Source organism: Olleya sediminilitoris, assembly GCF_016785945.1.
GTDB lineage: Bacteria > Bacteroidota > Bacteroidia > Flavobacteriales > Flavobacteriaceae > Olleya > Olleya sediminilitoris.
The window spans coordinates 12,312-26,600 of the sequence record NZ_JAEMEF010000015.1; the positions used below are offsets into that span (position 1 = coordinate 12,312).

Annotated in this window: 10 protein-coding genes; 7 read left to right on the forward strand and 3 right to left on the reverse strand. The window is 31.0% G+C overall.

What is annotated here, in order from left to right:
• The first annotated feature begins 83 nt into the window (after positions 1-83).
• The 3 genes from JAO71_RS13925 to JAO71_RS13935 all read left to right on the forward strand — a co-directional run bounded on the left by JAO71_RS13925 (position 84) and on the right by JAO71_RS13935 (position 5,584).
• Complete coding sequence (locus JAO71_RS13925; protein WP_203001413.1) at positions 84-1,151, forward strand: DUF3810 domain-containing protein; 1,068 nt, start codon at positions 84-86, stop codon at positions 1,149-1,151.
• Positions 1,152-1,236: 85 nt separating this feature from the next.
• Positions 1,237-4,227 (forward strand): amidohydrolase family protein, encoded by a 2,991-nt coding sequence (locus JAO71_RS13930; RefSeq protein WP_203001415.1) that lies wholly within the window; start codon positions 1,237-1,239, stop codon positions 4,225-4,227.
• Between the two features lie 61 nt (positions 4,228-4,288).
• Positions 4,289-5,584: an amidohydrolase family protein gene (locus JAO71_RS13935; RefSeq protein WP_203001417.1), complete on the forward strand. Its 1,296-nt coding sequence runs from the start codon at positions 4,289-4,291 to the stop codon at positions 5,582-5,584.
• Between the two features lie 97 nt (positions 5,585-5,681).
• Here JAO71_RS13935 and JAO71_RS13940 read toward each other — a convergent pair whose 3' ends face one another.
• Both JAO71_RS13940 and JAO71_RS13945 read right to left on the reverse strand, forming a co-directional pair.
• The gene (locus tag JAO71_RS13940; protein ID WP_203001419.1) at positions 5,682-6,485 is read right to left on the reverse strand and encodes a DUF6503 family protein; all 804 of its coding nucleotides are present in this window, start codon (positions 6,483-6,485) and stop codon (positions 5,682-5,684) included.
• Between the two features lie 109 nt (positions 6,486-6,594).
• Positions 6,595-7,413, reverse strand: coding sequence for a DUF6503 family protein (locus tag JAO71_RS13945; protein ID WP_203001421.1), 819 nt, complete (start codon positions 7,411-7,413; stop codon positions 6,595-6,597).
• Positions 7,414-7,651: 238 nt separating this feature from the next.
• Here JAO71_RS13945 and JAO71_RS13950 point away from each other — a divergent pair, with 238 nt between their 5' ends.
• The 4 genes from JAO71_RS13950 (at position 7,652) to JAO71_RS13965 (ending at position 13,359) form a co-directional block, all read left to right on the forward strand.
• Positions 7,652-8,449 carry a TrmH family RNA methyltransferase gene (locus tag JAO71_RS13950; protein WP_203001423.1) on the forward strand — a complete coding sequence of 266 codons (798 nt, stop codon included), beginning with the start codon at positions 7,652-7,654 and terminating at the stop codon, positions 8,447-8,449.
• Positions 8,450-8,453: 4 nt separating this feature from the next.
• On the forward strand, positions 8,454-9,686 hold the full coding sequence (locus tag JAO71_RS13955) for a M48 family metallopeptidase (RefSeq protein WP_203001425.1): 1,233 nt from the start codon (positions 8,454-8,456) through the stop codon (positions 9,684-9,686).
• Positions 9,687-9,798: 112 nt separating this feature from the next.
• Positions 9,799-12,168 (forward strand): TonB-dependent receptor, encoded by a 2,370-nt coding sequence (locus JAO71_RS13960; RefSeq protein WP_203001427.1) that lies wholly within the window; start codon positions 9,799-9,801, stop codon positions 12,166-12,168.
• Between the two features lie 63 nt (positions 12,169-12,231).
• Positions 12,232-13,359 (forward strand): PepSY-associated TM helix domain-containing protein, encoded by a 1,128-nt coding sequence (locus JAO71_RS13965; protein ID WP_203001429.1) that lies wholly within the window; start codon positions 12,232-12,234, stop codon positions 13,357-13,359.
• A 3-nt stretch (positions 13,360-13,362) separates the two neighbouring features.
• On the opposite strand, the gene JAO71_RS13970 is transcribed toward JAO71_RS13965, so the two are convergent.
• Positions 13,363-14,265 carry a TIGR01777 family oxidoreductase gene (locus JAO71_RS13970; RefSeq protein ID WP_116823280.1) on the reverse strand — a complete coding sequence of 301 codons (903 nt, stop codon included), beginning with the start codon at positions 14,263-14,265 and terminating at the stop codon, positions 13,363-13,365.
• Positions 14,266-14,289 lie beyond the last annotated feature (24 nt).

Consider the following 14,289-nt stretch of genomic DNA (forward strand, 5'->3'; position numbering starts at 1 on the left):
AAAAAAAGATATAACGGACAGCAGGTAGAAACCTTTTAAATAAACCTAAGTGATTGGTCCTAATTTTTAATTATTTTTGAGTTATGATTAAAAACAAAAAACTTTGGGTTGTCTTACTAATAATACCAATGTACATTGTTGTAAAATTAGCGACTAATTATCCTGAAACAGTCGAAGTTATTTACAGTAAAGGCATCTATCCTTACATTGCTAAATTGTTTAGATATACCTTAGGATGGATACCCTTTAGTATTGGTGATGTTTTTTTAGGTTTTTCTATTATTTATGCAATACGTTGGTTAATTCTAAATTTTAAACGCATCTGGAAAGACACTGTCAACTGGTTATTGGATGTAGGTGCTACTGTTAGTATTATTTTTATTGCTTTTCAGTTACTTTGGGGTTTAAATTATCATAGAGTTGCTTTACATAAAACTTTAGATCTTGAAGACGACTACTCTACACAACAACTAATAGAGGTTACCAAACAACTTATTAAAAAATCAAACGCTTTACATTTAGATATTGTTAAAAATGATAGTATTAAAGTGGTGTTACCATTTACTAGATCGGAAATTTTAGAGTTAACGCCAACAAGTTACGATGTTTTAAAAAATGATTTTCCAGAATTAGCTTATCATCCTAAGAGTTTAAAAAAATCACTATTTAGTTATCCTCAAGCTTATATGGGTTTTGCTGGTTATTTTAATCCTTTAACACATGAAGCTCAGGTTAATTACCTTATTCCTGTATACAAATACCCAACGACTTCTGCTCATGAAGTAGCACATCAATTAGGCTATGCAAAAGAAAACGAAGCTAATTTTATCGCTTTTTTAGCGACTATTAGTAATCAAAACATGTATTATAAGTATTCTGGTTACACTTTTGGATTAAGACATTGTTTGGGTGAAGTCTACAGACGTGATCCTGATTTGTATGATATATTATTAGCTGATATAAATAAAGGGATTATAAAAAACTTTCAGGAAAGTAGACAGTTTTGGCTAAAGTATATGAATCCGTTAGAACCTTTTTTTAGATCTACCTATACCACTTACCTAAAAGCTAACAATCAATCTAAAGGAATGGATAGTTATAGCTATGTGGTGGCTTTATTAGTTAATTATTTAGAAAATAAAACCTTATAGAAACGTTAAAATAGCTTTTAGCGTTTGTTTAGCATATTGGCTATTGCGTATATTTAAGGTTTAAACAACCTTAAACTATCAACCAATGATTAAAAAATGGGCAATATTAAGCCTACTACTGTGTGGTTATTTTTCTTTTGCACAGGAGTATGTACCTAAAAATGATGGTGTTAAAACTAACACTTCTAATTACACTGCATTTACAAATGCTAAAATTTATGTTACTGCAAATCAAGTTATTGAAAACGGAACGTTATTAATAAAAGACGGTAAAGTTGTCTCTAGCGGAAACAATGTTACTATCCCTAAAAACACTGTTGTTGTTGATATTTCTGGTAAAACTATCTACCCTTCTTTTATTGATATTTATTCTGATTTTGGTGTTAAAAAACCAAGCAGTACTCCTGGTAACAGAAGAAACCCTCAGTATGATGCTGGTCGTGAAGGTTATTATTGGAATGACCACATTAGACCTGACCAAAACGCTGTAGATCATTTTAAGTTTGACAGCAAAAAAGCAGAGGCTTTACGTAAAGCTGGTTTTGGTGTTGTAACCTCACATATTGATGATGGTATTATCCAAGGGACTGGAGTTTTAGTTACTCTTGCTGCTAATGGTAATGATGCTACAAGACTACTTGACCAAAAAGTGGGACAGTTTTCTAGTACTTCAAAAAGTAGAACCTCAAGACAAGCTTACCCAACGTCTTTAATGGGTACTATGGCTTTATTACGTCAAGTCAATCATGATGCCGATTGGTATGCTAAAGGTAATATTAAAGAAAAAGATAGAGCTTTAGAGGCTTATATAGCTAACAAAAATCTGGTTCAGTTTTTTGATGCTGGAAAAAAAGTCAACGCATTACGTTTTGACAAATTAGGCGACCAATTTGGTATACAATATGTATTTGTTGGTGGTGGAGATGAGTATGAACTTATTAAAGACATCAAAAATACAAATGCAAAATTTGTACTTCCTATAAATTTTCCGGTTGCTTATGATATGGAAGATCCATTATTAGCACAATCTGTTAGTTTGGAAGATTTAAAAGCATGGAACCAAAGTCCTGCTAATCCTAAAATTTTAGCAGAAAACAATATCACATTTGCTTTAACAACTCATAAGTTAAAAGACGCAAAACAATTAATGCCTAATCTATTAAAAGCTATAAAATATGGTTTAGATAAAACTACTGCATTACAAGCATTAACTTCTGTTCCTGCAAGTATAATAGGAAAATCTAAAGAATTAGGACATCTTAAATCTGGTGCTTATGCTAACTTTTTAATTACCTCAGGAGATATTTTTGATAAAGAAACTACTATTTATGAAAACTGGATTACAGGTATTAAAGACCAACTAACAGACATGAATACCACAGATTTACGTGGTAATTATACTTTTAATTTAGACAATACAGACTACCAATTAGAAATTACTGGTGATATTGAAAAACTTAAATCTAAGGTTAAAACCGAAACTAAAGCGTACGACGGAAAAATTAGTTTTGATAAAAACTGGATGCAACTAACATTTGCAACACAGGACACAACAAAAAAAGAGTTTTTTAGAGTTGTAAGTCACGTTACTAATACCAACACTTTAAATGGTAAAGTCTATTATCCAAACGGAAACGAAACAACCTTTTTTGCTACCAAACAAAACAAAGAAGATAAAAAAGGTAGTAAAAAAGATAAAAAGAATAAGAAAACAGACGCACCAAAAATATATCCTGTTACCTACCCTAACATGGCTTATGGTACAGAAAACCTTCCTAAACAAGAAACGTTATTGTTTAAAAATGTAACGGTTTGGACCAATGAAAAGGATGGCATTATAAAAAATACTGATGTTTTAATTAAAAACGGAAAAATTGCTAAAATAGGTATAAATCTAAGTGCTAGTAATGCAACTGTTATTGACGGAACAGGTAAACACTTAACAGCTGGAATTATTGATGAGCATTCGCATATTGCTACAGAAAGTGTAAACGAAGCTGGACACAACAGTACTGCAGAGGTTACTATTGAAGATGTTATTGATGCAGAAGATGTAGACATTTACCGTAACCTTGCTGGAGGTGTAACAAGTATTCAGATTTTACATGGATCTGCTAATCCAATTGGTGGACGCTCAGCAATTATTAAATTAAAATGGGGAGAAAAAGCCGATAACTTAGTGTACACAAACAGTCCTAAATTTATAAAATTTGCTTTAGGAGAAAATGTAAAACAATCAAATTGGGGAGACAATGCTAAAACACGTTTTCCGCAAACCAGAATGGGTGTAGAACAAGTTTTTACAGACTACTTCCAGCGTGCAAAAGAATATGACGCACTTAAAAAAAGCGGTAAACCTTACCGTAAAGATTTAGAACTTGAAACTATTGCAGAGATTTTAAACAAAGAACGTTTTATTTCTTGTCACTCTTACGTACAAAGCGAAATTAATATGTTAATGAAGGTGTGTGAAGCATTTGGATTTAACGTCAACACCTTTACACATATTTTAGAAGGTTATAAAGTCGCAGACAAAATGGTACAACATGGTGCTGGAGGCTCTACATTTTCTGACTGGTGGGCTTACAAATATGAAGTTAATGATGCTATCCCTTTTAATGCACCAATCATGCATAATGCAGGTGTTTTAGTAGCCATTAATAGTGATGATGCAGAGATGTCAAGACGTCTAAATCAAGAAGCTGCAAAATCTGTAAAATATGGTGACATTAGTGAAGAAGATGCTTGGAAGTTTGTCACATTAAATCCTGCAAAACTATTACATATTGACAATCGTGTTGGTAGTATTAAAGTTGGTAAAGATGCAGATGTAGTGTTGTGGACCGATAACCCTTTATCTATTTACGCTAAAGCGGAAAAAACAATCATTGAAGGTGCTGTTTATTTTGATTTAAAACGTGATGCAGAACTTAGAGAGGCTATCAAAAAAGAGAAAAACGAATTAACAATGTTAATGCTTGATGCTAAAAACAAAGGTTTAAAAACAAAACCAATTGAAAAGAAGGAGAAAGAATTACTGCATTGTGACTCTATTGATCACCAACACATCCATTAGTAAACAGAAAAACACACTCATAAATTTTCGCTTTAAGCGGAAATAAAAACGATAATAAATCATGAGAAAACTTAATATATTAATCCTTGCGTTGTTGATTTCGGTAATTAGTTTTGCCCAGCAAACACCAGGAGACAAACAATCTCAAGCCATTACAATTGAAGGTGCAACAGCACACATAGGTAATGGTCAAGTTATTGAAAATTCATTAATAATATTTGAAAACGGAAAACTAACCTTTGTTGGAAGTGCCAATACAAAAATTGCAAGAAAAGGTAATGTGATCACTGCATCAGGTAAACATGTATATCCTGGTTTTATTGCACCAAACTCGACATTAGGTTTGGTAGAAGTCGATGCTGTTAGAGCAAGTGATGACGAGGACGAAGTTGGTGCAATGAATCCACACATACGAAGCTTAATTGCTTATAATACAGAGTCAAAAATAGTTGAATCTATGAGACCAAACGGAGTCTTGATGGCACAAATTACTCCTAGAGGTGGACGCATTTCTGGTACGTCAAGTGTTGTACAACTAGATGCTTGGAACTGGGAAGATGCTGTTATTAAAGAAGACGATGCAATACATTTAAATTGGCCAAGAAATTACTCTAGAGGTCGTTGGTGGTTAGGAGAACCTAATGTTTTAAAAGAAAACAAAAACTACTCAAAAGAAGTTGAAGAACTATCCAATTACTTTGCACAAAGTAAAGCATACAATGCCAACAAAACCAGTCCTAAAGACTTACCTTTTGAAGCTTTACATGGTTTAATTGATGGTAGTAAAAAACTATTTGTACATGTAGATTATGAAAAAGGAATTACAGACGCTGTTAATTTTGCTAAAACGCAAAACGTAAAATACCTTGTAATAGTTGGTGGATATGAAGCTAATAATGTTAGTGATTTATTAAAACAACACAATGTGCCTGTATTATTACAACGTGTACACTCTAGACCTAATGGAGATGATCATGATTATGATTTACCTTATAAACTAGCAACACAATTAGTAAATAGTGGTGTTTTAGTTGGTCTAGAAAACGCTGGAGACATGGAACGTATGAATACTAGAAACTTACCATTTTTAGCTGGTACAACTGTTGCACATGGTTTAACCAAAGCGCAAGCATTAAGTTTAATTACATTAAATACTGCCAAAATTTTAGGTGTTGATGATAGTGTTGGATCATTAGAAGTTGGTAAAGATGCAACCCTTTTTATAAGTGAAGGTGATGCTTTAGATATGAGAACCAACAAACTTGACAAAGCGTTTATACAAGGTCGTGATGTAAGTTTAGAAACGCATCAAACAGAATTATACAAACGTTACTCTAACAAGTACAAGAAGCAATAAAATAGCTATTTCAATTGTATTAATTGACATAACTAATTCATAGTTAAAAAAAAAGGCGACCCATTGGGTCGCCTTTTTTTTATTACTTGTAGTAAAACTACTCTACGACTTCAGCAGTTTCTGGTTTTGCAAATGTGCTTACAGGAAGTGCTGTTTTAAATAATTTAACATCAGTAAAAGGTAAATCGTTACGCTTTTTAACAGGTAAATTATCTTCAACTACATACCATGTTAATGTATCTGGTATAACTACACCTTCAATGGTTTGCCATTTTCCGTATTTAATAAACGACCATTTTTCACTTTTAGCTTTTGTATTAAAAGTAACAGTATAAGCTAACCATTCCATTTTAAATGTTTCAGGATTGTAGTAAACAATGTACTCATCGTCAGAAGACGATCCAATACCATTATCATAACTAATTCTAATTCCTGGATACGTAACACCTTCAAATACTAATGGTTTAGCTTCTCCATAATTAATTCCGTTATCAGCTAAAACAAAAGGCATTGCATTAAAGTAAAACATTAAATTGTAGTAAAACTTAGGATTACCTTTGTACGCTTCTTCATTTTTACTGTTTAGCCAAACATTGTTACCATCAAAACCTAAAGTATGATTTGGCATAGTAATTACAGATTGTCTTGTTTTTAGGTTAACAGTTGTTACTTCTTTACCTGTTGGTTTTGTAATTGTAAATTCTAAAGCCTGTAATGCATTCCAGTTATCAATACCTCCATGAGCATCAAATACTTTAGTAATATTTTCTGGATAAGTTTTAGTCGCTACTGTTTTAGTAACCTCTTTTGGCATTAGTGAGTCTTTAGGTGTTGATTGTGTCTCATTTTTACATGATACAACAAGCAATGCAATACATAATGTGTAAAGTAAGTGTTTCATTTAATTTATTGTTTTTATAATTCTGATTATAGTCGAAATTACCTCAGATACTTTACAAAAAAAGCTTCAGTATTTAACTGAAGCTTTTAAGTATATTAATTATTGATTTTTAATCAACAAATTTTGCTTTTTCTGGTTTAACAAACATAGCTGCATCAGGAGCTGTTTTTGATAATTTTACATCAGTAAAAACGTTAGGCTTTTTTGGAGTTGTAGGTTGGTCGTTTTTAAAACCATAACCTGTAATTGTATTTGGTAAAAGTAAACCGTTTACTTCTTGCCAATCTCCATAACGTCTAAAGTGTAACTCTTTAGTATCAATTCCTGGTACAAAATTAACTGTATAACCTAACCATTCCATTGTATAAGTTTCAGCGTTATAATATAATATATAAATATCTTCAGGTGTTGCTCCTACACCACTATCATAAGAAATTTTAATTCCTGGATAAGTTACACCTTTAAAAGTTAATGCTTCAGCTTCAGAAAATGTAATTCCGTCGTCAGACAAAATAAAAGGCATTGCATAAAAATAGAACATTAAATTATATCCAAATTTAGGATCGTAACCTTTATATTCTTCATCTGTTTTATTTAATAACCAAGGTTTATCTCCATCAAAACCAATTGCGTGTTTTGGAGAGTCTAATAACGCTTTTCTGTTGTATAAATCTGTTGTAGTAACTAATTTACCATCTGGTTTTTCTTCAGTATACTCTAAAGTTCTCATAGACTTCCATACATCCAATCCTCCATGTGCATCAAAAATCTTAACCAAGTTTTCTGGATATTTTTTAGTCTCTTTAACTACTTTTTTAGTTTCTGATTTAGTCATTTCTTCAGCAACTGTAGTTGTTTCTTTTTTTGTTTCTGTTTTACAAGAAAACAATAATAACCCTAATGATAAGGTGTAAAATAAATGTTTCATTTTAAAATAAATTGGTTTAGTACTTTATACTCAGTCTAAATTAATCACAATAACTTACATAAAAAAGCTTAAAAAGTTATAATTAAATTCAGTAATCAATTATTACAAATTTCTCATTTTTCTACGCTTTTATTGATGATAACTCAGTGTAATGGAGTTCAGTTTTTAATCCAAAAAAGTGATACTATGTATACTGCAAGATTTAGCTTAAATTTGCAGTCTTCATTACAATTAATAGATGGTAAATAAACAAATAAGCAGTACACAAAATCAATTAATAAAGCATATAGTTTTGTTAAAAGAAAAATCTCGTGAACGTAAAAAAACAAAGACTTTTGTTATTGAAGGCGAACGCGAAATACAATTAGCCATTAATGGACTGTATACTATTGAAACCGTTTTATATTTTCCGGAAATTTATGATACTAATAAACTAAGTGCGCTTCCTGAAAATATAAATTGTATTGAAGTTACAAAAGAAGTCTATCAAAAAATTGCTTATCGTGCTACAACTGAAGGCATTGTAGCAATTGTAAAAAGCAGACCTCACCAATTAGACAGTATTAGTTTTACTAACAAAACACCTTTAATATTAATTGCTGAAGCACCAGAAAAACCTGGTAATATTGGAGCCATTTTACGTACTGCAGATGCAGCAAACGTAGATGCTGTAATTATTGCAAACCCTAAAACCGATTTATACAATCCAAATATAGTACGCTCTAGCGTTGGTTGTGTTTTTACCAACCAGATTGCAACAGGAAGCACCACTGATATTATTACTTTTTTAAACCAAAATAACATCCATATTTATAGTGCTATTTTACAGGAAGCTGAAGAGTATCACACACAAGATTTTACTCAAGCATCAGCCATAGTTGTTGGCACAGAAGCTATTGGATTGAGCGACGCATGGAGAGACGCCTCCAAACAAAATATAAAAATACCAATGCAAGGCGCAATTGACTCTATGAACGTGTCTGTTGCAGCAGGAATTTTGATTTTTGAAGCTAAACGTCAACGTAATTTTAAATAATATTATGACAACAAACACTCTATTTTACATCATCGTAGCCATAATAATTATTAGTTTTTTAATTGATAAAGTTTTAGATGCACTTAACGCTAAACATTACAATAACATACTTCCAACAGAATTAGAAGATGTTTACGATACTGAAGAATATAAAAAATCACAACAATACAAAGCCACAAACTATAAGTTTGGCCTGTTAACTTCTGGGTTTTCAATTATACTAACGCTTAGTTTTTTCTTTTTAGATGGTTTTGCTTTTGTAGACCAAATAGCACGTCAACTAACAAATAACTCCATTTTAGTTACTCTTATATTTTTTGGTATTATAATGTTGGGTAGTGATATTTTAACAACTCCGTTTTCTTATTACAAAACCTTTGTTATTGAAGCAGAATTTGGTTTTAATAAAACCACAAAACAAACCTTTATTTTAGATAAAATTAAAGGTTGGATAATGACCATAATTGTAGGAGGAGTAATTTTAGCTGCATTAACATGGTTTTATCAAACTACAGGATCTAATTTTTGGTTATATGCTTGGCTACTAATAACAGTATTTACGGTATTTATTAATTTATTTTACTCTAAATTAATTGTACCTATTTTTAATAAACAAAGTCCTTTAGAAGACGGTAGTCTACGTACTGCAATATCTGACTATGCTAAAACTGTTGGTTTTAATCTAGATAAAATTTTTGTTATTGATGGCTCTAAAAGAAGTACCAAAGCCAATGCCTATTTTTCTGGTTTTGGAAGCGAAAAACGTGTCACACTATACGATACTTTAATTAATGATTTAAATGAAGATGAAATTGTTGCTGTATTAGCTCATGAAGTTGGTCATTATAAAAAGAAACACATCATTTTTAATCTAGTAACTTCTGTATTACTTACTGGATTTACATTATACATTTTATCTTTATTAGTAGGAAATCCAATGTTAAGCGAAGCATTAGGTGTTTCTACACCAAGTTTTCATATAGGATTGATAGCTTTTGGTATTTTGTATTCACCTTTATCAGAAATAACAGGTTTATTAATGAATTGGTTTTCGCGTAAATTTGAATATCAAGCTGATAATTATGCTAAAAACACCTATAAGCGAGAACCTTTAATTACCTCTCTTAAAAAATTATCAAAAAACAGTTTAAGCAATCTAACACCACATCCAGCTTACGTTTTTATGCATTATTCTCATCCTACTTTATTACAACGTATCTCAAAATTAAAGGGTTAGATTAAAATCTAAAAATATTATTTAGAATTATTATAAATAATTTGGTTAATCCAAAGTACATAGATATTTTTGCACAAAATCAACTATTTATATTAAGTCTAAATAAAGATAAATGAAAAATTTATTACTATTACTAACCCTATTTTTAGTTTCATTTGTATCAATTGCACAAAGTACAGCAATCGAAGGAACTATATTGGATAATAATCAATCACCTATAATTGGTGTTAATGTGTTAATTAAAAACACAACAAAAGGTTCAACATCTGATGTAGATGGAAACTTTGAAATAAAAAATATAACCAATGGAGACTATGTAATCTCTGTTTCTTACTTGGGATATAAAACTAAAGAAATAGAAGTTTCAATTATTAATAATGAAAGCGTAGCCTTAGGAAACATAACCATGTACGAAGGAAACGAAATACTAAATGAGGTAGTTATAGATATTGACAGAAAAAATAAGTTTTCAAGAAAACAGAGTGCTTATGTTTCTAAATTACCATTAAAAAACATTGACAACTCACAAGTATATAACACAATTACAAACCAATTACTAATATCACAGTCTGTAAATACTTTTGAAGATGCTTTAAAAAATGCGGCTGGTATAACAAAATTATGGTCATCAACTGGTCGTAGTGGTGATGGTGCTGGTTATTATTCTAGTCGTGGTTTTGCAGTACAACCTCAATTGGTAAATGGTGTTGCTGGTATTACTAATGGTTTTATAAATCCTTCTAACGTTGAGCGTGTAGAGGTTATTAAAGGACCTGCTGGAACATTATTTGGAAGTTCTGTTTCTTCATACGGAGGATTAATTAATATTATTACTAAAAAGCCATACAATAAAACTGGTGGAGAAATAACTGTTTCTGGTGGATCTTTTGATTTTGCTAAGTTTAATGCAGATGTTAATGTTAGTCCAAGCGATAAATTATCGTTTAGAATAAACACAGGTTTTCAACAAGAACATAGTTTTCAAGATGCTGGATTTAAAAAATCTGTATTTGTAGCGCCTTCAATTTCTTATAAGTTAAACAATAACTTGACTTTTAACTTTTCTTATGAAGCCTCAGATAACGAACAAACAAATGAAACATTTTTATTTTTAAACAGATATGCACCTTTAGCGTTTAGCTCGATTGACGAGTTAAATTATAATACAGACTTATCTTTTACAAATGATGATATTAGTATTAAAAATATTACTCAGAATTATCGTGGTGAAATCGCTTGGAAAATATCTGACCAATGGTCTTCTCAAACATTAATTTCTGGTGGATTAGCTAAATCTTTAGGGTATTACACCTATTTATGGAATGGATCTGAAGCATTATTTAACTTATATGCTCAAGATACAGATGCAAGAACTAAAACTAGAAATTTACAACAAAACTTTACTGGTACTTTTAAGATTGGTGATATTGAAAACAAATTGTTAGTTGGAGCAGATTATCTAGATTATAATACCATTGATAATAGTTCAAATTGGGGATATTTACACACCATAAATATTGATGGAGATTTAGTTTATGGCGAGCCAGAAATTAACGAAGAAAACTTAAGCGCAGCATTAACTGGTATTGGTTATTTAGATAGTGACATACGCCAAAATATATTAGGCTTTTATGTGTCTGATGTAGTTAAGGTCTTACCTAGCTTATCTGTAATGGCTAGCTTACGTTACGACAGATTTGACTACCAAGGAGACAGACAAACAAATGCTGATGATGATACGGAATATACGGAGTCTACTTTTTCTCCAAAATTTGGTGTTGTGTACCAACCTATAGTTGATCAGTTATCAATATTTGCTAACTACCAAAATGGTTTCTCTTATGTTAACCCTCAATATATAACAGATTTTGATACTGGTATTGTAACATTACAAAGCTATGACGTAGAGCAAGCAAACCAATATGAATTTGGAGTGAAAACAAACCTATTTAATAACAAATTAGAAACGACTTTAAGTTATTACAACATAAACGTAGACAACAAATACTATTGGGCAACTCAAACTCAAGATTTAGCTATTAATAGTCAAGGTATAGAATTAGAAGTAAATGCTAATCCTATTGATGGATTAAACATCCATACTGGATTTAGTTATAATGATTCTGAAATTACAGACTCTCCTTCTGCAAGATTTTTAGAAGGCAATCGTTATGGAGAATCTGGAGCAGATATAACCTACAACTTCTGGGCAGACTATAAGTTTTTTGAAAACTTTGGTGCTGGTGTAGGATTTAATGGTCAATCAGAATATGATACAATGGTAGATTACAAATCTGTTACAGGTAGTTTTGATATACCTGCTTACACAATATTTAATGCCTCTTTATATTATGAAACTAATACATTTAGAGCTAGTATAAAAGCTAACAATATTACAGATAAAACTTATTTCTCTGGATGGAGTACGGTAACACCACAGAGACCAAGAACAATTCTGGGAAGTGTTACATTTAAATTTTAAGTTCAATTAGTCTAACTTAAAAGGACAACTTTTACTAGTTGTCCTTTTGGTATTTAAAAAAATATGTCCTTTAAAAAAATCATTTTTCAATTACATAAAATTTTAGGTTTAGCAACAGGTTTAGTTGTGTTTATAGTTGCTATAACAGGTTGTTGTTGGGCTTTCAAAGAAGAAATTGAAAGCCTATACAACGACTATAAAAAGGTAGAACCACAAGACAAGCCAATCTTAACACCTACACAAGCTAAAGACTTTGCCAAAGCGGTATTACCAGATCACCATATACATGGTACATTGTTTAAAAAAGCTGATGATGCTATTGAAGTTATATTTTATGATGCAGAACCAGAATTTTATCAGAGTGTTTTTTTAAATCCTTACTCAGGTAAAGTCATACAGGTAGACGACCATATGTCTGGTTTTTTTGCCTTTACACTCAAAGGGCATATGCGTTTATGGCTACCAAAAGCTATAGGCGAACAAGTTGTAGCTGCTTCAATTTTAATTTTTATCTTAATTATTATTTCAGGATTTGTTTTATGGATTCCTAAAAAGCGTAAAAACTTAAAACAACGATTAAAATTTGATTGGAAAAAAACGACCAGATGGAAACGTAAAAACTTTGATTTACATACGGTTATTGGATTTTACATTTGCTCCTTTGCATTAATATTAGCATTTACAGGATCTGTAATATCTTATAATTGGTTAAAATATGTAGTGTATGTATCTACTGGTGGAGATAAAGTACCTGCTTTTATTATTCCTAAAAACAATAGTGAAATTACTAAAAACGACAGCATTAAACCTATGGATTACTTAATTGAAAAACTATTGAAGGAGTCTCCTGATGCAGAAAGTTATGAACTACATTATCCTACCAATGATGAAGAAAGTATTTATGTTGAAGTCTCAAATAGTAAAGGCTTGTATTATGATTCTGATTACAGATTTTTTGATCAAAACACATTAGAAGAAATAGAAACTCCTGCCATATACGGTAAATACAAAGACGCTAAATTTGCAGATAAAATACTGCGTATGAATTATGATATACACATTGGTGCAATTGGTGGTATAGCAGGAAAAATTCTTGCGTTCTTAATTAGTTTACTTACAGCAACTTTACCTATAACAGGTATATTATTATGGTATGGAAGAACTTACAAGAAAAAGAAACCTAAAGTATAAAGTTTAATACTCTTCCTCTAAAGCGCTTTGCACATTATAGTGTTTAAAATGAAACCCTGTATCTTCTATTTTTTTAGAACTTACACGTTGACTTTCGAATAGTAAAATGTGCATTTCGCCTAAAACCAATCGCATCGCAAATCTAGGAATATTTGGTAAAATTAAAGGTCGTTTTAACTGTTTTGCTATAGCTTTTGTTAACTCTTTATTAGTTTCTGGATTTGGTGCTACACCATTATAAATACCTTCTAATCTATTGGTCAATACGTGTAAAAACAGACTTGAAAGATCCTGTACATGAATCCATGATTGCCATTGTTTACCAGAGCCAAAAGCTGCTCCAGCTCCAAATTTAATAGGTTTAGCCATTTCTGGTAAAGCGCCTCCTTTGGAAGACAATACCAAGCCTATTCTTATTTTTGAAACTGCAATATCTAAAACAGAAAAAGCATTTACTGCTTGTTCCCATTGTTTAACCACTTGTCCTAAAAATGAAGTACTAACTTTATTAAAATCTTCTGTATAATAATTGGTCAAAGAGTGAGGATAAATACCAATTGCACTTGCTGAGACAATATGCTTAACTTGATGTGCTGTATTTTTTAAGGTATTAAATAATAACTGAGAGGTTTGAATACGACTTAAAACAATTGTTTTTTTATAAGCTTCTGTCCAACGCTTAGAAATACTTGCTCCTACTAAATGTATAATTGCTTCAACATCTTTTAAACACTCTTCATCAATTTCATTTTTAGAGGGATTCCATAAAAACCCTTTATAATGATCTGCATTTGATAACTTAGATTTACTTGTTGTAAGATAGTTTACATCAATGTTTTGGTTATGACATTGCTTGACTATTTCAGTTCCAATTAATCCTGTTGCACCAGTTATAAGTATACGCATTCTTTTTTTATTAAAAATACAATT